The sequence below is a fragment of the Sphingopyxis sp. YF1 genome (assembly GCF_022701295.1).
Taxonomy (GTDB): domain Bacteria; phylum Pseudomonadota; class Alphaproteobacteria; order Sphingomonadales; family Sphingomonadaceae; genus Sphingopyxis.
In genome coordinates this window covers 183,167-206,158 of sequence record NZ_CP033204.1, presented here as the reverse complement: position 1 = coordinate 206,158, position 22,992 = coordinate 183,167, and the positions used below count along the sequence as shown (strand labels likewise).

21 protein-coding genes are annotated in these 22,992 nt (G+C 66.8%); 10 read left to right on the top strand and 11 right to left on the bottom strand.

The genetic code is table 11. The features are described 5' to 3' along the window. Nucleotides 1-12: 12 nt before the first annotated feature. From EAO27_RS01065 to EAO27_RS01050, 4 genes are all read left to right on the top strand, one after another. Nucleotides 13-351 carry a P-II family nitrogen regulator gene (locus EAO27_RS01065; protein WP_011540464.1) on the top strand — a complete coding sequence of 113 codons (339 nt, stop codon included), beginning with the start codon at nucleotides 13-15 and terminating at the stop codon, nucleotides 349-351. Between the two features lie 71 nt (nucleotides 352-422). Continuing rightward, on the top strand, nucleotides 423-1,835 hold the full coding sequence (glnA, locus tag EAO27_RS01060; protein WP_062176552.1) for a type I glutamate--ammonia ligase: 1,413 nt from the start codon (nucleotides 423-425) through the stop codon (nucleotides 1,833-1,835). A 202-nt stretch (nucleotides 1,836-2,037) separates the two neighbouring features. Continuing rightward, complete coding sequence (locus EAO27_RS01055; protein WP_242776232.1) at nucleotides 2,038-4,818, top strand: DUF3857 domain-containing protein; 2,781 nt, start codon at nucleotides 2,038-2,040, stop codon at nucleotides 4,816-4,818. A gap of 165 nt (nucleotides 4,819-4,983) precedes the next feature. Next, nucleotides 4,984-5,502 (top strand): hypothetical protein, encoded by a 519-nt coding sequence (locus tag EAO27_RS01050; RefSeq protein ID WP_242776230.1) that lies wholly within the window; start codon nucleotides 4,984-4,986, stop codon nucleotides 5,500-5,502. Between the two features lie 42 nt (nucleotides 5,503-5,544). On the opposite strand, the gene EAO27_RS01045 is transcribed toward EAO27_RS01050, so the two are convergent. From EAO27_RS01045 to EAO27_RS01025, 5 genes are all read right to left on the bottom strand, one after another. Next, nucleotides 5,545-6,348 (bottom strand): crotonase/enoyl-CoA hydratase family protein, encoded by an 804-nt coding sequence (locus EAO27_RS01045; RefSeq protein WP_242776228.1) that lies wholly within the window; start codon nucleotides 6,346-6,348, stop codon nucleotides 5,545-5,547. Then, nucleotides 6,345-6,965, bottom strand: coding sequence for a DsbA family protein (locus EAO27_RS01040; RefSeq protein ID WP_242776225.1), 621 nt, complete (start codon nucleotides 6,963-6,965; stop codon nucleotides 6,345-6,347). Before EAO27_RS01040 ends, EAO27_RS01045 begins: the two co-directional genes overlap by 4 nt. 21 nt (nucleotides 6,966-6,986) lie before the next feature. Further along, nucleotides 6,987-7,469, bottom strand: a complete 483-nt coding sequence (locus EAO27_RS01035) for a hypothetical protein (protein ID WP_242776222.1) — start codon at nucleotides 7,467-7,469, stop codon at nucleotides 6,987-6,989. Between the two features lie 56 nt (nucleotides 7,470-7,525). Next, nucleotides 7,526-9,049, bottom strand: a complete 1,524-nt coding sequence (locus EAO27_RS01030) for an acyl-CoA synthetase (RefSeq protein WP_242776219.1) — start codon at nucleotides 9,047-9,049, stop codon at nucleotides 7,526-7,528. 134 nt (nucleotides 9,050-9,183) lie between these two features. Then, nucleotides 9,184-9,927, bottom strand: a complete 744-nt coding sequence (locus tag EAO27_RS01025) for a response regulator transcription factor (protein WP_242776216.1) — start codon at nucleotides 9,925-9,927, stop codon at nucleotides 9,184-9,186. Between the two features lie 87 nt (nucleotides 9,928-10,014). Between EAO27_RS01025 and EAO27_RS01020 the strand changes: the two genes are divergently transcribed. Beyond that, nucleotides 10,015-11,547, top strand: coding sequence for a class I adenylate-forming enzyme family protein (locus EAO27_RS01020; RefSeq protein WP_242776213.1), 1,533 nt, complete (start codon nucleotides 10,015-10,017; stop codon nucleotides 11,545-11,547). Here the strand turns inward: EAO27_RS01020 and EAO27_RS01015 are convergent. The 6 genes from EAO27_RS01015 to crtY form a co-directional block, all read right to left on the bottom strand. Continuing rightward, nucleotides 11,544-12,509: an AAA family ATPase gene (locus EAO27_RS01015; RefSeq protein WP_242776210.1), complete on the bottom strand. Its 966-nt coding sequence runs from the start codon at nucleotides 12,507-12,509 to the stop codon at nucleotides 11,544-11,546. The genes EAO27_RS01020 and EAO27_RS01015 overlap by 4 nt on opposite strands. Continuing rightward, nucleotides 12,506-13,075, bottom strand: coding sequence for a nicotinamide riboside transporter PnuC (gene pnuC / locus EAO27_RS01010; protein ID WP_242776207.1), 570 nt, complete (start codon nucleotides 13,073-13,075; stop codon nucleotides 12,506-12,508). Before pnuC ends, EAO27_RS01015 begins: the two co-directional genes overlap by 4 nt. After that, nucleotides 13,072-14,031, bottom strand: a complete 960-nt coding sequence (locus EAO27_RS01005) for a phytoene/squalene synthase family protein (RefSeq protein WP_242776204.1) — start codon at nucleotides 14,029-14,031, stop codon at nucleotides 13,072-13,074. Before EAO27_RS01005 ends, pnuC begins: the two co-directional genes overlap by 4 nt. Then, a complete protein-coding gene (locus EAO27_RS01000) occupies nucleotides 14,031-14,612 on the bottom strand; it encodes a TIGR00730 family Rossman fold protein (protein WP_242776201.1) in 582 nt (193 codons plus the stop codon). Before EAO27_RS01000 ends, EAO27_RS01005 begins: the two co-directional genes overlap by 1 nt. Before the next feature lie 99 nt (nucleotides 14,613-14,711). Continuing rightward, nucleotides 14,712-16,193, bottom strand: coding sequence for a phytoene desaturase (locus tag EAO27_RS00995; RefSeq protein WP_242776198.1), 1,482 nt, complete (start codon nucleotides 16,191-16,193; stop codon nucleotides 14,712-14,714). A gap of 8 nt (nucleotides 16,194-16,201) precedes the next feature. Next, nucleotides 16,202-17,356 carry a lycopene beta-cyclase CrtY gene (gene crtY, locus EAO27_RS00990; protein WP_242776195.1) on the bottom strand — a complete coding sequence of 385 codons (1,155 nt, stop codon included), beginning with the start codon at nucleotides 17,354-17,356 and terminating at the stop codon, nucleotides 16,202-16,204. A 74-nt stretch (nucleotides 17,357-17,430) separates the two neighbouring features. Between crtY and EAO27_RS00985 the strand changes: the two genes are divergently transcribed. From EAO27_RS00985 to EAO27_RS00965, 5 genes are all read left to right on the top strand, one after another. Continuing rightward, entirely contained in the window at nucleotides 17,431-18,192 is a 762-nt protein-coding gene (locus EAO27_RS00985) for a sterol desaturase family protein (protein WP_242776192.1), read from the top strand. Then, nucleotides 18,137-18,547, top strand: a complete 411-nt coding sequence (locus EAO27_RS00980; RefSeq protein WP_242776190.1) for a DUF2141 domain-containing protein — start codon at nucleotides 18,137-18,139, stop codon at nucleotides 18,545-18,547. Before EAO27_RS00985 ends, EAO27_RS00980 begins: the two co-directional genes overlap by 56 nt. A 461-nt stretch (nucleotides 18,548-19,008) precedes the next feature. Further along, nucleotides 19,009-20,676: an apolipoprotein N-acyltransferase gene (gene lnt, locus EAO27_RS00975; RefSeq protein ID WP_242776187.1), complete on the top strand. Its 1,668-nt coding sequence runs from the start codon at nucleotides 19,009-19,011 to the stop codon at nucleotides 20,674-20,676. A gap of 51 nt (nucleotides 20,677-20,727) precedes the next feature. Then, a complete protein-coding gene (gene metK / locus EAO27_RS00970; protein WP_242776184.1) occupies nucleotides 20,728-21,954 on the top strand; it encodes a methionine adenosyltransferase in 1,227 nt (408 codons plus the stop codon). Between the two features lie 109 nt (nucleotides 21,955-22,063). Beyond that, nucleotides 22,064-22,972 (top strand): hypothetical protein, encoded by a 909-nt coding sequence (locus tag EAO27_RS00965; protein ID WP_242776181.1) that lies wholly within the window; start codon nucleotides 22,064-22,066, stop codon nucleotides 22,970-22,972. The last annotated feature ends 20 nt before the right edge of the window (nucleotides 22,973-22,992 follow it).

Below are 22,992 nucleotides of genomic sequence, written 5' to 3'. Positions count from 1 at the left end.
GGGACGAAAAGCGTGAAGAAGATTGAGGCGATCATCAAGCCGTTCAAGCTCGACGAAGTGAAGGAAGCGCTGCACGAAGTGGGTGTCAGCGGGATCACCGTCACCGAGGCGAAGGGCTTCGGGCGGCAGAAGGGCCACACCGAGCTGTATCGCGGCGCCGAATATGTCGTCGACTTTCTGCCCAAGGTGAAGCTCGAGGTGATCGTCGAGGACGGCATGGCCGAACGCGTCGTCGAGGCGATCGCCGCCGCGGCGCAGACCGGCCGGATCGGCGACGGCAAGATCTTTGTCATCCCGGTCGAAACCGCGCTCCGCATTCGCACCGGCGAACGCAACGAGGACGCGCTTTAATCTCTCGCATTTTTTGGAACCCCAACACACCCCGGCACGCCGGACCATTTCGCAAGAAGGAAGCATAGACGATGGCTACGAAGCCCAAGGATATCATCGCGCGGATCAAGGAAAACGACATCGAGTGGGTCGACCTGCGCTTCACCGACCCCAAGGGCAAGTGGCAGCACCTGACCATGGTCGCCTCGATCCTCGGCGAGGACGAGCTCGAAGACGGCCTGATGTTCGACGGTTCGTCGATCGAAGGCTGGAAGGCGATCAACGAGAGCGACATGATCCTCAAGCCCGACCTCGACGCGGTCTATGACGATCCCTTCTCGGCGACCCCGATGCTCGTGATCTTCTGCGACATTGTCGAGCCGTCGACCGGCGAAGGCTATGCCCGCGACCCGCGCACCACCGCGAAGCGCGCCGAGGCCTATGTCGCGTCGACCGGCATCGGCGACACCGTCTATGTCGGCCCCGAAGCCGAATTCTTCATGTTCGACGACGTCCGCTTCGAAACCGGCTACAACAAGTCGGGCTTCGAGATCGACGATATCGAGCTGCCGACGAACACCGGCCGCAGCTATGAGGGCGGCAACCTCGCGCACCGTCCGCGCGCCAAGGGCGGTTATTTCCCCGTCGCACCGGTCGACAGCGCCGTCGACATCCGCGCCGAGATGGTCTCGACGATGCTCGAAATGGGCCTGCCCTGCGACAAGCATCACCACGAAGTCGCGGCCGCGCAGCACGAGCTTGGCCTGACCTTCGGCACGCTCACCGAAACCGCTGACCGCATGCAGATCTACAAGTACGTCGTGCACCAGGTCGCGCATGCCTATGGCAAGACCGCGACCTTCATGCCGAAGCCGATCAAGGACGATAACGGCAGCGGGATGCACACGCACATCTCGATCTGGGAAAAGGGCAAGCCGCTCTTCGCGGGCAACGGCTACGCCGGCCTTTCGGACATGTGCCTCTATTTCATCGGCGGTGTCGTGAAACATGCCAAGGCACTCAACGCCTTCACCAACCCGACGACGAACAGCTACAAGCGTCTCGTCCCGGGCTTCGAAGCCCCGGTGCTGCTCGCCTATTCGTCGCGCAATCGTTCGGCCTCGTGCCGCATCCCGTACGGTGCGGGCGCCAAGTCGAAGCGCGTCGAATTCCGCTTCCCCGACGCGATGGCCAACCCCTATCTCTGCTATTCGGCGCTGCTGATGGCGGGCCTCGACGGCATCCAGAACAAGATCCACCCCGGCGACGCGATGGACAAGAATCTGTACGACCTGCCGCCCGAGGAACTGAGCGAAGTCCCGACCGTCTGCGGCTCGCTTCGCGAAGCGCTCGACAGCCTGCTCGCCGACCACGACTTCCTTCTGAAGGGCGACGTCTTCTCGAAGGACCAGATCGAAGCCTATGTCGAACTGAAGTGGGACGAGGTCTACCGTTTCGAACAGACGCCGAGCCCGGTCGAGTTCGACATGTACTACAGCGCCTGATCCGCAGGATCGGCCAAAAGAGACAGGGGCGTCCGGTCCGAGGGGGACCGGGTGCCCTTTTTTTTGCGGCCGCTCCGGCACAAGACGCCGGCCGACGACCATCTTTTTCTTTTTCGGCCGGCGGTCATAGCAAAGACATTGGTATGCGGCACAAAACAAGCTAGACGAGCCCCATATAGGGGGGATGTTTATCTTGCGTTCGATGGCCGTTTTTCTTGCCGGTTCCTGTCTGGGACTGGCGTCGCCCGCTATCGCGGCCGACGCCCCGAGCTATGCCGCGCCTGCGGCGTGGGTTGTACCGACCACCGGTCCGCTGCCCGCGGGTGACGCCGCGACACCCTGGCTGCTGAGCGACAGCCAGGTGCTGATCGAGGCCGACAAGCGATCGACCTTCAACGACCACGCCTATCGCATCGCTTCGGCCGACGCGCTGCGCAACTGGGACGATCTGCAGTTCGTGTGGCAGCCCGACCGCGACGATCTGATCGTCCACCGGCTCGAGATCATTCGCGGCGGCGCGACAATCGACCTGCTCGCGCAGGGATTGAAGCTGACCGTGCTGCGCCGCGAAAAGGATTTCGAGCAGAAGACGATCGACGGCTTGCTCACCGCCACGGCGGCGATCGAGGATCTGCGCGTCGGCGACACGGTGCGCTTTGCGGTGACGCTCGTCGAGCGCAGCGACGTGCTCGCGGGCAACAGCGAGGCGATCGTCGATGTCCAGGCCAAGCCCGCCGCGATCGCACAGGGTTCGGTCCGCGTGCTGTGGCCCAAGGATTTGCCGGTGAAATGGAAGGCGTTCGGCAAGGGCGTCGCGCCCGTCGAACAGGACAAGGGCGGCTATCACATCCTCTCGCAGGCGCAGCCGGTGGTGAAGCAGGACGAGATGCCCGCCGACGCCCCGCTGCGTTACCGGCGTCCCCCCGGGCTCGAATTTTCGACCTTTCCGAACTGGACCGACCTGTCGCGCACCATCGCCCCGCTCTACGCCACCGCGGGGACGGTGAAGGAGGGCGGCACGCTCGCCGCCGCGATCGACCGGATCGCCGCAGCGACCGCCGATCCCAAGGCGCGCGCCGCGCAGGCGCTGGCGCTCGTCCAGAACGAGGTCCGTTACCTCTACAACGGCCTCGCCAACGGCAATTATGTGCCGCAGTCGCCCGAGGCGACATGGTCGCTGCGCTACGGCGACTGCAAGGCGAAGACACTGCTGCTGCTCGCGGCGCTCGATCGCCTCGGCGTCGCGGCGCGGCCGACGCTTGTCCATTCGACGCTCGGCGACGCGCTGTCGCAGCGGCTGCCCACGCTCGGCGCCTTCGACCATGTCATCGTGCAGGCGACGATCGACGGCACCGACTATTGGCTCGACGGCACCACCGCGGGGACGCATATCGAGGACCTCGCCGACGTCCCGCCTTTTGCCCATGCATTGCCGCTGACGGCCGACGGGCACGATCTCGCGCCGCTGCCGGTCCGCCAGCCCGCGCGGCCGCAGATGACGGTCAGCATCGCCTATGACCAGTCGGCGGGCACCGCCTTCCCGCCGCTGTTCGACCTCGACTTCACGATGCGCGGCGAACTTGCGGCGCGCCTCGCGACGATGAAAGCGCAGGCGACGCCCGAGCAGCTGCGCGACATGGCGCAGGGTGTTCTCTCCGACTTCGTCAACAACGGCCAGATTCATACGCGTTCGATCGAGGTCGACGAGGCAAGGGGCACGACGACGCTCCGCGCTTCCGGGATCGGCAACCTTCTGTGGAAGCGCGACGAACCGCGCCCCTATCTGCCGCTCGACGGGCTGATCTCCGATTTCGAGGTGCGCGCCGACCGCACGCGCGCAGCCTGGCGCGACATCCCCGTCTCGGGCGGCGGCGCCAGCCTGCTCGTCCGCCACATCCGCCTGAAGCTGCCCGCCCGTCCCGGTTTCGCGACGGAAGGCGACGCACAGGCAGACATGACGATCGGGGGCATCCGGCTGCGCCGCGACGCCCGGCTCGACGGCGCGAAGCTGGACCAGAGCGAGAGCATCTGGACCAGCGGCGCCGAAATCGCCACCGCCGACCTGCCCGCGGCGCGTGCGCAAACCGCCGCCGCCAAGCAGCGCGAGTTTCGCATCCGCGCGCCCGAGGGCTATCCGTCGCGGGCCGAGGAGATTGCCGAAGCCAAGAAGGCAAAGCGCCTCGCGCCGCTGCTCGCCGCCTACCAGAAGGCGATCGACGACGATCCCGAGGAAGCGAACGGCTACCTCAACCGCGCGGTCTTCTACAGCGGCATCTTCGAACCGCGCGCGGCGATCGCCGATGTCGGCGAAGCGCTGAAACGCGACGCCGATGCCGATACCTATCTGCGCCGCGCCGGCCTCTATTTCGACACCGGCGATTTCGCGCTGTCGCTCGCCGACGCCGAAAAGGCGCTGGAGCTCGATCCGGGTTCGGAGTCGGCGACCGATTTCCAGATCCGCCTGCTCGCCGAACTCGCGCGCTATGACGAGGCGCTGGCGATCGTCGACGAACGCATCGCCACGGCCAAGGACAAGCGCGGCTGGGTCGGGCTCAAGGCCGACACGCTCGGCAAGGCGGGACGCGCCGAAGAAGGCGCCGTCCTGCTCGACGAGGCGCTCGCGGCGCGCCCGGGCGACGCCAATCTGCTCAACGAGCTCTGCTGGCTCAAGGGCACACGCGCCTTCGCGCTCGAATCGGCGCTCAAGGAATGCACGCGCGCGATCGAACTAACCGACGAACCCGCGCAGGTGCTCGACAGCCGCGCAATGGTCTTCTTCCGCCTCGGCCGGTTCGAAGAGGCACGCGCCGACCTCGACGCCGCGCTCAAGATCAGCCCCAGCGTGCCCGGTTCGCTCTATCTGCGCGGGATCATCCTGCTACGCGGCAACGATCGCGAGGGCGGACAGGCCGACCTGGCGCTCGCACGCCTGCAACAGGGACGGATCGACGCCGAATATGCGAAATTCGGGATCAAGCCCTGAGACGCGCTCCTTTCTCGACGGGAGGGAAGGCTATCGCACCGTCATTCCGCCGCGGCTGGCGGTGATCAAGGAGCCGAGCCGGCAGACGATCGGCGCCGCCCCTCTTCCGGTTACGCTTTCCTAACACGCCATGACTACATCCGGTCCGGCGATGCGGGGGACGGCATGATGCGCAGGATGGCGATGATCGCGGCAGCGCTGCTGCTCACCGGGTGCGGCAAGATCGGCGACCTCGTCGCCCAGACCCGGACGGTTGCGGCGCCACGCGAGCAGGTGTTCGCGAAGATGTTCGACGACAGATCGACCTTCACCGGGTTGCCGCTCGTTACCAATGGTGGTTCGACCCGGCTCTATGAGCTGGTGGTCCAGAAAGGCGATCCCGCCTGGCCGGCGGTGGCCCCGAAAAACCGCCCCGACGCGTACAAGGTAAAGCTTGCGGTCACGATGGACATCCCGCGCGAAACCCACATCCTCTACAGCGAGGACGACGGCGCGCTCAGCACCGGGCTCAAATTCACCTTCGAGGAACTGGCGCCCGACCGGACGCGCGTCGCCTTCACCATCGACGAGCTTTCGGGTCACGCCTCAGACGGCATGGCAGTCAATGCGGCCAAGATGCATGCGATCGCCCGCGAGGCGCTGAACAGGCTCGACGATTTCGAGAAGGTCGACGAACCCGCCTGACGCCCGGCGCGACACGGCGCGCCCGGCGTCAGGCGTTCCATCCTAGTCGGCGAATTTCGGCGCGCGCTTTTCCATCCCCGCCATCACCGCCTCGATCTGGTTCGGGGTACGGATGACCTTGACCTGTTCGTCGCTCTCGGCCTGCAGGATTTCGGCGTCGCTGGCGTCGGCGAGCATGTTGCACAGCCGCTTGGCGCCGCGGATCGCGTGCGGATTCTTGTTCGCGATCACCGCGGCCAGTTCCATCGCGCGGGCGTGCGGATCGTCGGACACATGCGTCGCAAAGCCGAGCAGCTTCGCTTCCGACCCGTTGAATTCGCGGTTGGTGTAGATCATCTCGCGCAGCACATCGTCGGCGACCTGTGTGCGCCACAGCGCCATCCCCGCGACGTCGGGGACGAGCCCCCAGCGCATTTCCATGATCGCGATGCGCGTGTCGGGATGGACGATGCGAATGTCGGCGGCGGCCATGATCTGGCTGCCCGCACCGAAGGCAACCCCGTGCACCGCCGCGATCACCGGCACCGGCAGTTCGCGCCAGCCCCAGGCCGCATATTGGGCCTTGTTCGATACGCCGCGCGTACGATCGGACAGCGTCCCGCCCGCACTGCTCGCGCCCGGATCGCGATCGGCGCTGAGGCTCGACAGGTCGAGTCCGGCGCAGAAAGCGCGTCCCTCGCCCGAGAGCACGACGACGCGCAGCCCCGGCGTGGCCTTGAGCTGGTCGATCGCCTCGGCCAGCGCTTCCCACATCGCGCCGTCGAGCGCGTTCATCTTGTCGGCGCGGATCAGCCGGACGTCGGCGATGCCATTGTCCAGCAGAGTAATCGAAATGCGGTCCTTCATTCACGGGTCCTTTTGAGCGCCGCCTCGACGAGCGGCAGTTGGTCGTTACCGAAATACATGTCGGTGGCGTCGACGAAGATCGTCGGCGAGCCATAGCCGCCGCGCGCGACAACCTCTTCGGTGTTGGTCCGCAGCCGCGCCTTGGCCGTGTCGCCCGCCGCAGCAGCGCGCAGCGCCGCGCCGTCGAGCCCCTCGGCTGTCGCCACCGCTTCCAGCACATCGGGATCGTCGAGGTTTTCCTGCCGGTCGAAATAGCTTGCGAATGCGGCGCGCGCAAACCGCAGCAGCGCGGCCTGATCATCCTCGAGCACCGCTGCGAAACGCATCGCCTGAACGCTCTTCGCCGGATGCCATTGCGACGGGAAATTCATCGGCACGCCCGCGAGCCGGGCCCAGTCCTTCAGCACCTTCCAGCTGTGCTGCAATCGCCGGTTGTCGGCCTGTTCGCGCGCGGCATAGACGGCGGGGTTCACCGCATTGAAGACCCCGCCGACGAGGATCGGGCGGTAACGCGCCGACGCGCCGGTGCGTGCGAGCACGCCCGGCAGGTTGTGAAAGGCAAGACAGGTCCAGGGCGAGGACAGGTCAAAGAAGAATTCGACGCGTTCGTCCGTCACCCTGGCCCTCCCATTTTCGCCTCAGCCGACCGTCAGTTCGACGTCGCGCACGCCCGGACAAGCCACACGCACCGCCTTGTAGGCCGGTTGCGCATTCGGGATGTCGAGGCTGAGCGTGACCGGCGTCACCACCTGCGGCGTCGCCCCGTCGGGCGCATTCGCACGCAGCAGCACGATCTGGGTCGGCGGGTTCATCTTGTCGAGCGGGCCCGCCTGGAGCGCGGTCGCGAAACCGGCGACGGGCGCATTGGCGGTCCCGCTGACTTTGAGCGTGTTCGTCGCCTTGTCGATCGTGGCGGCGAGCTTGACGTCGGCCAGCTTGTTGCAGGCGTTGGGTTTCGCCGGATCGATCGGGATCGCGGCGGGGGTAGCGGCAGGCGCTGCCGCGGGGGCGGCGGTCGCATCGGCGGTCGCCGTATCGGCCGGGGGCGGCGCTTCCTTCTTGCCGCAGCCCGCCAAGGTCACGGCGAGCGCCATCGTCGCCGTCATCATCGCCTTTTTCATCAATCTGCCTCCAGCATCGAGGCGGCGGTCCGTCGGTCCGCCGCCGACTCGCGCGGTCAGTTCGGCCGCGCCCAATATTGGTCGCGCAGCAGGCGCTTGTATAGCTTGCCGGTGTCGTGGCGCGGCAGCGCTTCCATGAAATCGATGCGGCGGGGGATTTTCACGCCCGACAGCTTCTCGCGCGCATAAGCGCCGAGTTCCTCGCGGAAGGCGTCGGTCGCGTCGGCCATGTCGGCGGGCTGGATGACCGCGATCACTTCCTCGCCCATCTCCTCGTGCGGGCCGCCGACAACCGCGACATCGGCGACCTTGGGGTGGGTCACGAGATGATTCTCGATCTCCTGCGGATAGATGTTCACCCCGCCCGAGATGATCATGAAGCTCTTGCGATCGGTGAGGTAGAGATAGCCTTCCTCGTCGAGATAGCCGACGTCGCCGAGCGTCGACCAGCCCTTCGAATTGCGGCTCGACGCGGTCTTTTCGCTGTCGCCGTGATATTCGAAGACACTCTCGCTTTCGAAGAAGACCGCACCTTCCTGCCGCGGTCCCAGTTCGGTCTCGTTATCGTCGCCGACGATATGCACCGCGCCGAGGATCGGGCGGCCGACCGACCCCTGGTGCGTCAGCCATTCGACGCTGGAGATAAAGGTCATGCCATTGCCCTCCGACCCCGCATAATATTCGAACAGCACCGGCCCCCACCAGTCGATCATCGCCTGTTTGACGGGGATCGGACACGGCGCCGCGGCGTGGATCGCGACCTTGAGCGACGAGGTATCGTAACGGCTCCGCACCGCCTCGGGCAGCTTGAGCATGCGCACGAAATGCGTCGGCACCCACTGGCTCGAATTGACGCGATATTTTTCGATGTGCGCGAGCGCCGCTTCGGGATCGAATTTCTTCATCAGCACCACGGTGCCGCCGAGGCGATGGATCGTCATCGACCAGCGCAGCGGCGCGGCGTGATAGAGCGGGGCGGGCGAGAGATAGACGCTGTTCGCGTCGATCTGAAACACCGCCGAAGCCAGCATGACGAGGCTGTTCGCCGCATCGATCGCGGGATCGTCGGGCAGCGGCACGCGCACCCCCTTGGGGCGGCCGGTGGTGCCCGACGAATAGAGCATGTCGACCCCGGCGCGCTCGTCGGCGACCGGCGTCGGCGGCATCGCCGCAACGGCTTCTTCCCAGCGCGGCCAGCCCGCGATGTCGCCGCCCATCGCGAAGCGTTCGATCCCGGTCGTCAGCTGGAGCGCGGCATCGCCGAGGCTCGCCGAAACGACGAGCATCTTCGCGCCGCTGTTTTCGAGAATATAGTCGGTTTCGTCCTGCGTCAGCCGCGACGAGATGCAGACGTAGCGCAGCCCCGAGCGCTGCGCGCCCCAGGTCAGCCCGTAATATTGCGGCGTGTTGTCGAGCATGAAGGCGACGACATCCTCATGCCCCAGTCCGCGCGAGCGGAAGAATTGCGCGGCGCGATTCGAGGCGGCGTCGAGTTCGCCATAGCTGATCGCCTCGCCCGTCTCGGCGACGATGATCGCGGGTTTGTCAGGGTTTGCCTTGGCGTGGACGGACGGATGCATCGGGCTACTCTCCAGCAGGGGTCATTGGTTTCTTTATGTCAGAAGTCAGTAGCAAGCTGAAACTATTGGTCAAGCGAGGGCCATGCGACGGCGCGCCGCAGCGCAGGATCGGTCAAATCGCAGAAGCATTTCGGTCAAATTCCGTGCAGCCGCTTGCGCAAAGCACCATCGGGACGCGACCGCAGCGCATAACCCTCGCCCTTCACCGTGCGCAGCATCGGCCAGGCAAAACCGCGATCGACCTTCGCCCGCAGCCGCGACATGTGCACGGCGACGCGATTCGTGCCCGGATCGAAATCGATTCGCCACACCGCCCGCAGCAGCACGTCGCGCGACACGGCGCGGTCGGGAACGCGCGCCAGATTGGCGAGCAGGTCGAATTCGCGCAGCGGCATGCGGATCAGCCGCCCCGCCCGCTCGACGCGGCGGTCGATCAGGTCGATGCGCAGCTCGTCCGTCCCCAGCTGACCGCTGGCGAGGCGGCTGCGGCGCAGCAGGCCGGCGATGCGGGCAACGACTTCGGCCGGATCCCGCGTCCAGCCGACCGCATCGTCGGCGCCCGCGGTGAGCGCAAGCAGTCGCTCGGCGCGGCTCTCGCGCCCCGAAAGCACCAGCAGGGGGCGCCGCGCCGCGATCGCGCGCGCCAGCCGGATCATGCCGGGCGCATCGCCGCCTTCGGCGAACGGGTCGACGGCGAGCAGGTCGAAGCAGCCGTCGGTCCATGCGCGCGCATCCTCGTGAAACGACGGCAGCAGAACGGTCCGGAACCCGGCATCGGCAAGCGCCCCCGCAAGCGTCTGCGCGCGCCGTGCGCCGGCATGCCGGACACCGACGAGCGGCGGCAATCCGGGCGCGGCGCGACCACCGCTTCGCGTCATCGTCCCTCCCTTCGCGCGCCTCCTTTTCGATCCGCCGCGCCCTTCACCGCGTTGCACGCCGCGCCCGCTGTGCTAACGAATCGCTTCATGACCAGTACCGACCTGCTCGCCGGCGACTTCGCCACCCTCCCCGATCTCGTCCGCGCGCACGCCGCCGAACGCCCCGATGCGATAGCCGCGGCCGATCCGATTCGGCGGCTGAGCTGGTCCGAACTGGACACAATGACCGACCGGATCGCGGCGCGGCTGCAGACCGACGGCTTTTCCAAGGGCGATCGCACCGCGATCGCGGGGCTCAACAGCGTCGAGCAGATGGCCGTGATCCTCGGCACGCTGCGCGCCGGCGGAATCGCGGGGCTGATCACCAACAGCGCGACCGGCGAGCAGATGGCGGCGATGATTGCCGACACGGGCGCGCGCCACCTGTTCCTCGACAGCGCCGCAGCGGCAAGCCTCGAGGGTCAGAATGTCGCCGCGAGCGATCGCATCGCGATCGACGGCAGCGACGCCGGCACGCCGCTCGACGACTGGATGGCACCTGCCGGAACGTTGCCCGCGCCGGTCGCGATCGAGCCGCTCGACGGTTTCAACATCATCTATTCGTCGGGCACCACGGGCACCCCCAAGGGCATCGTCCACAGCCATGCCATGCGCTGGCAGCATATCCAGCGCGGCGTGCCCGCCTATGGCCCGCACGCCGTCACGATCCTCTCGACGCCGCTCTATTCGAACACGACGATGGCGAGCTTCCTTCCCACAGTCGGTTCGGGCGGGCAGGTCGTGCTGATGAAGAAGTTCGACGCGCGCGGTTTTCTGGAACTCGCCGAGCGCGAGCGCGCGACGAACACGATGCTGGTGCCGGTGCAATACCGCCGCATCATGGCGCTCGAAGATTTCGATCGCTTCGACCTCAAGAGCTTCGTCATGAAATATTGCACCTCGGCGCCCTTCCCCGCGACGCTCAAGGCCGATGTGCTGAAGCGCTGGCCCGGCGGGCTGGTCGAAATCTATGGCATGACCGAGGGCGGTGCGGCGTTCATTCTCGAAGCGCACCAGTTCCCCGACAAGCTGCACACGGTCGGCCGTCCGGCGCCGGGCCATATCGCCAAGGTGATCGACGAGACGGGCAAGGAATTGCCCCAGGGCGAGGTCGGCGAAGTCGTCGGCCGGAGCCCCGCGATGATGACCGGATACAATAACCGCCCCGACGCGACCAAGGCGATGCACTGGCACGACGCCGAGGGGAATCTCTTCTATCGCCATGGCGACATCGGCCGGATCGACGAGGACGGTTTCCTGACTCTGATGGACCGCGCCAAGGACATGATCATCTCGGGCGGATTCAACATTTTCCCGAGCGACCTCGAAGGCATTTTGCTCGCCGACGAACGCGTCGTCGAGGCGGCGGTCGTCGGCATGCCGAGCGAGGAATGGGGCGAGACCCCGGTCGCCTTTGTCGTGCTGAAGGACGGGGCCGATGCCGAGAGCGTGCGCGCCGACTGCAACGCCAAGGTCGGCAAGACGCAGCGGCTGAGCGCGATCCGGGCGGTCGGCGAATTGCCGCGCAGCCCGATCGGCAAGGTACTCAAACGCGAATTGCGCGACGCCTACGCGGGTTAGAGCCCCGCCGCCTCGATCGCCGCGAGCGCGCTCTGGAAGCGCGCGTCGCCTTCGCCCGTCACCCACGCCCACGGCAGGTGCCGCCGGTCGAGTTCGGCGATCGCCGCGTCCATGAACTGGCGCCGCGCGAGATCGCTCCCGAACAGTCGCGTCCCGTCGTCGCGCCACGGCAGGTCGAGCGCGGGAACGAGATAGAGGTCGGCGACATCGTCCCACGCGTCGATCGCGGGCAGGCGCGCGCCGAGCAGCATGATCGCCCACGCCTGCGTCATGAGCGGGTCGGTGTCGGCGATCATCAGCGGGCCGGCCTGGCGGCGAAGCGCCGCATCCATCGCGACATGCCCCTCGAAAATGCGGAGCAGGTCGTCGGCGTCGAGCGCGGTCCCGAACGTCTCGCAATAGGTCCGCCCATATTCGGGCATCTGCACCGTGTCGAAATGGCGCGCGAGCCGCGCCCCGAGCGTCGATTTGCCGACGCTTTCGGGACCGTGCAGCACGATGCGGTGGCGATAATGCGCGCGCACCGGTTCGGAAAGCCAGCGCCACGCCGCCGCGGGATCGTCGCGCACCGCCGACCCCGAAACGGGGATTGCGGTCCGATCGAGATCGATGGGGACGAAGCGTGCGCCGACGCGCGCCGCAAGCTCCCCGCCATAGGGTTCGGACGCAAAGACGCGGTCGATGGGTTCGGGGTGCGCGGCACGCACGATATCGGCCCAGATCGACCAGAAATCGGGATGCTCGGCCGGTTCCTGCGGCACGACGGCATCGTGGCCGACGACATGACAGTCGGGATAGAGCTCGCGCACCCATCGCAGCCGCAGCGTCCCCGGGATCGGGTCGTCGGGTAGCCAGCAGACGAGAATCGTGAGCCGATCGACCATGGCGCGCGCGCTCTCGATCAGCAGTTGATGCCCGGCGTGGAGCGGCATGAACTTGCCGAGAAGAAATCCCGTCGTCATGCCGCGCCGCGCGCCGCGGCCGCAGCGCGGCGCCACTGGAAGAGGCCGGCGAGCGACATCAGCAGGAAGATCGCATAGAGTCCCGCGGTGAGCGTCAGCCCGCGCGAAGCGAAGAGCGGGATGGCGAGGATGTCGACCCCGATCCACAGCCACCAATTTTCGACCATCCGCCGCGCCATCAGCAATTGGGCCGCAACGCTCATCATCGCGATGCCGCCGTCGACCCACGGCGCCGCCGCGTCGGTGAAGCGCGCCATGCCCGCGCTCCACACCGCCCAGGCCGCGACGATCGCGCCGCCCCAGACCAGCCGGCCTTTGGGCGCCATCCAGCGCACCGGAACCTGCGCCGCCGCGCTCGCCGCGCGCCAGGCGATCCAGCCATAGATTTGCACGACGAAGAAAAAGCCTTGCAGCACCATGTCGCTGTAAAGCTTCGCTTCATGGAAAATCAGCGCGTAGAGGCAGACCATCGCAAGTCCGAACGGATAGTTCCACACGCTGCGCGCGACGACGAGCGCGACGTTGATCAGTCCGAGCGCGACGGCCACCCATTCGAGTTCGCTCATGCCGCGGTCCCGGCGCGCGGCCGCGTCCACAGTCCGTCGCGGCTGATCCGCCGCTGCGGCGGGCGGCGCAGCACCGACCAGCCCGCGCGCGCGACCCAGCCAAGCTTGGCAGCGAGCGAGGTCGCAGCGCGGTGGTCCCACGCATGGTCGCCGCGCGCCTTCACCTCGCGCGCGATGTCGCCATAAATACCCGCCGCGGCGAGCACCGCCCAGCGGCTGCGCGGGCCCAGCTTGCGCGCGCCCCAACGCGCCGATGCCTCATATTCCTCCGCCATTTCCGACAGCCATTTGGCCATCACCGCCAGACGCGGGCGGAACGCGGGGTGCATATGCTGTCCCGGCGGAATGTCGAGTTCGACGAGCCATTCGACCGGCAGGTAACAACGGTCGGCAGCGGCATCTTCGGCGACGTCGCGTGCGATATTGGCGAGCTGGAAGGCGATACCGAGATCGGAGGCACGGTCGAGCGTGGTCTCGTCGGCGGGGTCGATCCCCATCACGAGCGCCATCGCGACCCCGACGGCACCCGCGACATAATAGCAATAGCGCAAGAGATCGGCCTCGCTGCGCGGACGCCAGTCATCGGCATCGAGAGCGAAGCCGGCAATGATGTCGTCGATCACCGGCCGCGGAATCGCCACCTCGGTGAGCAGCAGGCCGAGTCCGTCGAAGGCGGGATCACCGGTCGGTTGCCCCGCGTAAGCCGCATCGGTGTTCGCGCGGATGCGGTCGAGCGCGGCCTTCGCATCGTGGCCCGGGGTCATCGCACCGCCATGATCCTGTCCATCGACCAGATCGTCGGCGGCGCGGCACCATGCGTAGAGCAGCCAGACGCGTTCGCGCGTCGGACGGTCGAAGAGCTGGCTGGCGAGCGCGAAGCTTTTCGAACCCCGGGCGATGCTGTCGTGCGCGAAGCCGTGCAGGTCGTGCGCGTCATAGCCCCCCGTTGCGGGCATTACAGATCGTCGGCCTTCATCGCAAAGATCGGCGCATGGGGCTGATAGGTCGCCATCTTGTCGAGCAGTTCGTCGAGCCCGGCATCGACGATCATGATCCCGGTGTGCGCGGGACGGATGAAGCCGACATCGATCATCCGCCGGTTGAAGGCGACCAGATCGTTGTAGAAACCCGCGGCGTTGAGCAGCCCGACGGGCTTGGCGTGATAGCCGAGTTGCGCCCAGCTGATCGCTTCCCACAATTCGTCCATCGTGCCCACCCCGCCCGGAATGGTGAGGAAACCGTCCGACAGGTCGGTGAACATCTTCTTGCGTTCGTGCATGCCCGACACGATGTGCAGTTCGGTGCAGCCGGTGTGCGCGACCTCGGTCCCGACGAGCGCCTCGGGGATCACGCCGATCACCTCGCCGCCGGCTTCGAGCGCGCTGTCGGCGACCGCGCCCATCAACCCGGTCCGGCCGCCACCGTAGACGACGCCGATGCCGCGGCCCGCCAGCGTGCGCCCGACGTAGCGTGCGGTTTCGATATAGATGGGGTCGGCGGGAGTGGCGGAGCCACAATAGACGGCAAGGCGTTTCATAAATCCTCCCTTACCCGTTCGTGTCGAGCGAAGTCGAGACACCCCGCGTCGATTCCCGACCGATGGGCGTCCCGACTTCGCTCGACGCGAACGGCAAAATCATGCGGGTGCTTCGAGCATCAGCGCCGCGGTAGCCTTGGCACTCCCCACGACCCCCGGAATCCCTGCGCCCGGATGCGTCCCTGCCCCCACAAAGTAGAGATTCGAAATCACGTCGTCGCGGTTGTGCGCGCGGAACCAGGCGCTCTGCCACAGCAAGGGTTCGAGGCTGAAGGCGCTGCCGAGATGCGCCGACAGGTCGCGGCCGAAATCGGTCGGGGCATAGTGAAAACGCGTGACCAGATTGGCCCGCAAACCCGGCAGCACGCGGCGCTCGACCTCGTCGAGGATTGCATCGGCAAAACGCGTCCCGAAAGCTCCGTCCCAGTCGGCCTGCGCCTTGCCCAGATGCGCCACCGGCGCGAGCGCATAGAAGCTTGCATGGCCCGGCGGTGCCATGCCGGGGTCGGTCGCGCTCGGGTGGTGAAGATAGAGCGAGAAATCGTCGGGCACGACGCCATTCTTGTAGATATCGTCGAGCAGCCCCCGATAGCGCGGACCAAAGAGGATGCTGTGGTGTGCGATATCGGGATAGGTGCCCTTCACCCCGAAATGAACGACGAACAGCGACGGCGACCAGCGCTTGCGCGCAAGGCCTTTCGCGACCTTCGCGCCGCGGGGATGATCGAGCAGGTCGCGATAGTTGTGCATCAGGTCGCCGTTGCACGCGACCATGTCGGCGGCGCCATGCCAGCCGCTTGCGGTGCGCACGCCGGTCGCCCGGTCGCCCTGCGTCGCGATCTGCGTCACGGGATCCCCGAGCCGCAGATCGCCGCCCAGCCGCTCGAACAGCCGCACCATAGCCGATACCAGCGCGTTGGTGCCGCCCCGCGCCCACCAGACGCCGCCCTCCTTTTCGATCGTGTGGATCAGCGCATAGATCGAGCTGGTCGTCATCGGATTGCCGCCGACGAGCAGCGTGTGGAACGACAGCGCCTGCCGCAGCCTTTCGTCCTCCACATAAGAGGAGACGATCGAATAGACGCTGCGCCAGGCGCGATATTTCATCAGCGCGGGCGCGGCGCGGATCATCGCGGCGAAGTCGAGGAAAGCGACGGCGCCGAGCTTGACATAGCCCTGCTCGTAGACCCCCTTCGAATAGCGCAGGAAGTTTTCATACCCCGCGACATCGGCGGGGTTGAGCTTCGCGATCTCGGCGGCGAGCGCCGCCTCATCGTTCGAATAGTCGAAGGTCGAGCCGTCGGGCCAGTCGAGGCGGTAGAAGGGGGCAACCGGGACGAGGTCGACGTCGGCCGCCATATCCTGCCCGCTCAGCCCCCACAGTTCGCGCAGGCACGGCGGATCGGTGATCACCGTCGGCCCGGCGTCGAAGGTAAAGCCGTCGCGCTTCCAGTGATAGGCGCGCCCGCCGGGCCGGTCGCGCGCCTCGACCACCGTCGTCGCGATTCCCGCCGACTGCAGACGGATCGCGAGCGCGAGGCCGCCGAAACCGGCGCCGATGACGATCGCCCTTCGCCTCATCGGGCGGCTCATTTCCAGTCGAGCTTGCGGATTGCGCTCAGCGCGCGGCCGACCGGAACCGGCGGTTTGCCCGACAGGATGCGCAGCTTGTCGGCGCGCGTCGACTGCCCGGCATAGAAGCGCGCGATCAGCTTCGGCGGCAGGCGGTAGAAACGCTCGAAGATACGAACGCGTTCGGCGGGTTCGGCGGCGCGAAACAGCATCGCGTCGAGCAGCCGGTAGAAGCGCTGCCGCCGCCAGCCGCGCGCCGCGCGCGCGCGCAGCGTCGCGCCGAGCGCGGAACCGTCGACGAGCGCGGGCAGCGCCGCCGCTGTGCGCACCGCGTCGGGCAGCGAATAGCCGGTCGTCGCGTGAAACGCGCCGGCGCGCGAGCCGATCCGCGCGACGCGATCGGCGGCGGGCCAGAAACGGTCGAAATCGCCCGCGATCACCACCGGCAGAACGCCGCTCTCCTCGCGCGAGACGCCCGCGACATCCCACTCGCGCCACGCAGCATAAGCACCGATCCGTTCACGGACGAGGTCGAGGTCGAGATCGGGGCTGTCGCTGTAATAGGTATCCTCGACGAACAAAGTCTCCGCATCGAGCGGCAACAGGTAGACGAAGCGATACCCGTCGAGCTGCGCGACGCTCGCGTCCATCACCACGGGGTGCGCCAGCCCGTGGCCGCCCTTGACCGTCAGCGCCTGTCCGACGAATTTCTGCCAGCCGCAGGTCAGCGCCGACATGTTGCCTGCACCGCGCGCGTCGATGACGTGCCGCGCGTTCAGCCGTCCCCCGCGCGCAAAGAGAATGTGGTCGGGCGCAACATGCTTGGCGCGGTCGGCGACGACATGCCCCGCGGGCAAGGCCGCCGCGACCGCTTCCGCCAGCGCCTCGCCGGTGATGCTCTTGTACCCCATGCGGAGCGTGCGCCGGTGGCGCGGGAAGCGCACATCATAACCATGCCAGTAATGGCGGACGAGCGGCGCGACGAGCCAGCGATGCCTTTCGGCGATGTCGCCGTCGAAGAAGGACCAGATATGGTTGCCCCCGACCGGGCCCGGTTCGATCAGCCGCACGTCGAGTTCGGGCCGCTTCGCCGCAAGCGCCATTGCCGCGAGCCCACCCGCGAGCCCGCCGCCGACGATGGCGATGTCGCAGGAAGGAGTGGCGCTGGTCATGCCCGGGTCCTAGCCGCGCTTGGCACGTCGCGCAAAGCGATTGCGCCGCAATGTGCAGGCGCTATCCCGAAATCATGTCTGCCGCCCCCGCCATCCTGCTCTCCGCGCTCGCGATGACGGCGATCGTCGGGGTGCGATACCTGATCAGCAGCGGCGGCTTTGCGCTCGCGACGCGGCTGAAGCATCCCGGCCTCTATCGCGGACTCGAGGGCCAGATGAAACGCGAGATCGGCTGGAGCCTCGCGAGCGCCGCCATCTATGGCGTGCCCGCGGGCATCGTTGCCTGGGGGTGGCAGGCGCACGGCTGGACGCGCATCTACACCGACGTCGATGCCTTCCCCCTCTGGTATCTGCCGGTCAGCCTGCTGGCCTATCTGCTGATCCACGACACATGGTTCTACTGGACGCATCGCTGGATGCACCGGCCGCGCTGGTTCCGCATCGCGCACGCGGTGCACCATGAGAGCCGTCCGCCGACCGCATGGGCCGCGATGAGCTTTCACCCGGTCGAGGCGATCACCGGCGCGATCGTCATCCCGGCGCTGGTGTTCCTGATCCCGGTCCATGTCGCGGTGCTGGGGCTCGTGCTCGCGATCATGACCATCATGGGGGTCGGCAATCATATGGGCTGGGAGATGTTCCCGCGCGCGCTCGTTCATGGACCCGCAGGACGCTGGCTGATAACCGCGACGCATCATCAGCAACACCACACCGCCTATCGGGGGAATTATGGACTCTATTTCCGCTTCTGGGACAAGGCGTGCGGCACCGATCTGGGGCTTGGCGATTTTGCCGCTGCTCGCCGCGACCGCGACCCCGCCGCCGCCGACGGTTGAGGTCAGCGTCACCGGACTGCGCAGCACCAAGGGGCAGATCCTCGTCTGCCTGACCACCAACCCCAAGGCCTTTCCCGACTGCAGCAAGGACAAGACGTCGGTGCGTATGGCGGTGAAGGCGGCCGACGCCGGTGATTTCGCGGTGCATGCGCCCGCGACCGGCACCTATGCGATCGCGGTCGTCCACGACGAGAACAGCAACAACAAGATGGATGTCGCGATCTTCCTGCCGAAGGAGGGCTTCGGCTTTTCGCGCAATCCGGCGATCACCGTCGGCCCGCCGAGCTTCAAAGCAGCCAGCTTTGCGGTGACGGGCGACATGCGCCAGTCGATCAAGATGAAATATATGCTTTAGGCAGCGCGTGGCCGGTTGGCGCGAGCGCCGCGCGGTGGTTCCAAAGTTCAGCGAAGTTCAGCCTGTTGCATCCCCGATTTGGACGCTCGAGGAGTGCGAAACGCGCCCGTCACGCGCTTCGTCGTGACCGCACCCGCAAACGGAACCCGACCGGGTTTGTCCACCAAATGAAAGCGCCGGATGAAGGCTCGCACAGCCCGATAATTCAGGAAAGGCCTATTTGGGGCGGCGCCGGCGGGGTGGAGAGCGCGCAATCCTCCATGCCCGTTCGTGTCGAGCGAAGTCGAGACACATCAAGGACGCGCCCGGCCGAGGGGCATCTCGACTTCGCTCGATGCGAACGGGGTCTGGTTTGCCATGATGTCCGCTTCGCTCGTCGGCTGCCATTTACACCGGCGACACGCCCGGGAGAAATGCGAGCGCCATTGTGGGCCGCGCGGCACGCCGCTAAAGCAGAGCGCGTGACCGCGCTGACCCCCCGCATCGCCGCTCTTGCCGACCGCTGGCCCAAATCGCTCGCGCTGCTGCTCGGCCTCGTCTCCGCGACCGGCTTCGCGCCGCTGAACCTGTGGCCGCTGACCTTGCTCGCGCTCGCGGGCTGGATGGCGCTGGTGGCACGCAGCCCGGAGGGACGCCGCGCGCTCGGCATCGGCTGGGCCTTCGGGGTCGGCCACTTCACCCTCGGCCTCAACTGGATCGCGACTGCGTTCACCTATCAGGCGGCGATGCCGGCCTGGCTGGGATGGATCGCAGTGGTCCTGCTCGCGCTCTACCTCGCCGTCTACCCCGCACTGACGGCGTGGGGGGCGTGGATGGTCGCGCGGTTCAGAGGCGATACCAGCGCCGCAGCCTCGCTCTCCTTCATCCTCGCCTTTGCTGCGCTATGGGCGCTGACCGAATGGCTGCGCAGTTGGGTGTTCACCGGTTTCGCGTGGAATCCTTTGAGCGCGATTTTCACGCCAATCATGCCGGTCCTGTCACCCACCCGGCTTGTCGGTTCTTACGGCATGTCGGCGATCGTTATGCTAATCGCCGGCTTGATCCTCCTTCAGGCTATCAGATGGGTACCGACGTGGTGGCGGGCGGTGGGCCCTTCGTTGCGGGATGGCACCTTTCCGACCGTGATTCTCGGCGGGGCGCTCGCCGCCATTTTTGTGCTGTCGGCCCCGTTTATCCATTTGGCGCAGCTCCGTGACGTGACCGGTTCACCCGCCGACGATCCGGCGCAAGCGAAGCGCAATCCCGTCCCGATCACCGTCGTCCAGCCGAACGTCGGCCAGCAGGACAAATGGGAAGGCGACAAGGCAGCCGCCAACTTCGCCAAGCTCGCGCGGCTGACCACGCCAAAATCCGACACCCCGCGCCTCGTCCTGTGGCCGGAAGCGGCGATCCCCGACTATCTCGAAACCGGCTATCCGCTCTATTATTACGACCGCTCGCCCGCTAACGCCCGCACGCGGATCACCAGCCTGCTGAACCGCGACGACGTCATCCTGCTCGGTGCGCTGAAGCTGGAATTCGACAAGCAGGGCGAAGCGGTCGGCGCGCGCAACGCGGTGATGACGCTCCATGCCGACGGAACGCTGGGCGCACGCTACGACAAGGCCCATCTGGTCCCCTATGGCGAATATCTGCCGATGCGGCCACTGCTGTCCGCCATCGGCCTGTCGCGTCTCGCACCCGGGGACATCGATTTCTGGCCGGGACCGGGGCCGCGGACGCTCGACCTCGGCGCCTTTGGCAAGGCGGGGCTGCAAATCTGTTACGAGATCATCTTCTCAGGTCAGACCGTCGACCGCGACCATCGCCCCGATTTCATCTTCAATCCCTCGAACGATGCCTGGTTCGGCGGGTGGGGTCCGCCGCAGCATCTGGCGCAGGCGCGGCTGCGCGCAATCGAGGAAGGACTGCCCGTCGTCCGTTCGACGCCGACCGGGATCAGCGCGGTGATCGACGCCGACGGCCGCATCCTCGAATCGATCCCGATGCACACCGCCGGACGGATCGACACCGACCTGCCGCCGCCGCACGCGCCCACGCTCTTCGCGCGCTACGGCAACATGCTTCCCGTCGGTTTCGCGCTGCTGCTGCTCGCGCTCGCCATTGCCTTTCGGCGGCGCGGGCGTTAACAACGGCGCATCACATAAAGCTTCCTTTATATTCGATCCAAAAGGCTCTCCATGCGCAACAGCTTCCTCTTCACGTCCGAAAGCGTGTCCGAAGGCCATCCCGACAAGGTTGCCGACCAGATTTCGGATTCGATCGTCGACCTGTTCCTGTCGAAGGACCCCGAGGCGCGCGTCGCGTGCGAGACGCTGACCACGACTCAGCTCGTCGTGCTCGCGGGCGAAATCCGCTGCAAGGGCGTGTTCGAGAATGACGCATGGGCGCCCGGCGCGCTCGAAGAGATCGAAAAGACCGTACGCCAGGTGGTGAAGGACATCGGTTACGAACAGTCGGGTTTCCACTGGGAAAGCTTCCGCTTCGAAAACAACCTCCACGGCCAGTCGGCGCATATCGCGCAGGGTGTCGACGAAAGCGGCGACAAGGATGAAGGCGCTGGCGACCAGGGCATCATGTTCGGCTATGCGTCGGACGAGACCCCCGACCTGATGCCCGCGACGCTCGATTACAGCCACAAGATCCTCGAGCGCATGGCGGCCGACCGCAAGGCGGGCAACGCCCCGTTCCTCGAGCCCGACACCAAGAGCCAGGTCACGCTGCGCTACGCCAACGAACGCCCGGTCGAAGCGACCGCGATCGTCGTGTCGACCCAGCACGCGCCGGGCTATTACTGGCACAATGGCGAGGGTGACGAGGCAAAGTACAACCAGCTTCGCACCTATGTGCTCGGCGTGATCGCCGACGTGCTGCCCGCCGAACTGCTGACCGCGAACACCGTCTATCACATCAACCCGACGGGGCGTTTCGAGATCGGTGGCCCCGACGGCGACGCCGGCCTGACCGGTCGCAAGATCATCGTCGACACCTATGGCGGCGCGAGCCCGCACGGCGGCGGCGCGTTCAGCGGCAAGGACCCGACCAAGGTCGACCGCTCGGCCGCCTATATCACCCGCTATCTCGCGAAGAATATCGTCGCCGCAGGCCTCGCGCGCCGCTGCACCATCCAGCTCAGCTACGCGATCGGCGTCGCCGAACCGCTGTCGATCTATGTCGACCTGCACGGCACTGCCGCCGACGGCGTCACCGAGGCTGCGATCGAGCAGGCGATCCCGCAGCTCGTCCGCCTGACGCCCAAGGGCATCCGCACCCACCTCGGCCTCAACAAGCCGATCTATCGGCAGACCGCCGCCTATGGTCATTTCGGCCGCCAGGCGACCGGCGAAGCCTTCCCGTGGGAACGCACCGACCTCGTCGACAAGCTCAAGGCCGCAATCGCCGGCTGACCGCTGAAGCAGCGCTTGCCAGCGCCCTCCCGTTCTGACAGCTAGGTTGTCGCGGTTCGGGGGAGAATGGGTGATGGCAAGCACCTGCTGTTGGCCGTTTTTTACGGCGATGCTGCTTGCAGCGACTCCGGTCGCCGCGCAGGAACCATTGCCGACAACGGCCGGCAAACCATGGACGCACGCGCATAGCGGCATCGTCATCCCCGCCGCGCTCGACGAGCTGCCGCGCGTCCGCGCCACGAGCTTCGCAGCGCCCGAACTCGACATCAGCCAGAATTTCGCATCCGGCGACGGCCGCGAATCGCTCACCGTCTATATTTTCCGCGACACCAACGGCGCGGTTCCCGTCTGGCTCGCGCAGGCGGTGCGCGCGATCGCGCTGCGCGAGGACCTCAAGGCGCCGCCCTATGGCATCGCCCCCGTCGCCTTCTCCCCGCCCGGCCAGCCGGTCGCCAGCGGGCTCAAGGCCGTGTTCGCACCGGTCGGCGTCGAGGGCGTCCGCAGCACCGGGGTTGCGCTGTTCGCGGTCGGCGGCTGGTATGTGAAACTGCGTGCCCATTCTGCGACGCTCGCCCCGGGCGACCTGTCGGAGTGGATGGAAGGCGTGCTCGGTGAATTGACGCTGCCGCGTGGCGCGCCGGCCGCTGCGGTCCAGCCGGTCGCCGATTGCGGCCCGGGGCTGCACTTTCAGGCTGCCACCGTCGATGCATCTCCCGCAGCCACCGCCCCTGCGCCGCGCCTGGCGGCAGCGCGCTGGTGTCTCGACAGCGTCGTCGCGGGCAATCAGGCGGTCTATCGTCCCGACGGCGCCCGCGACCGCTACCTGCTCGCCGCGGGCGACAACGGCAAGGGTTTCTCGGTCCAGCCTCAGGCCGGGCATTATGCGATCGATTTCGTCACGCCCGCCCAGACCTTCCTGATGGCGGCGCAGGACAGGATGCCGGCGCCGCAGCGCGTGCTCGACCTCGCCAAGGCGGGGCGTTCGACGGGCGCGGTTGCGACCTGGCCCAAACCATAATTGTCCCGAGCGAGAGAATG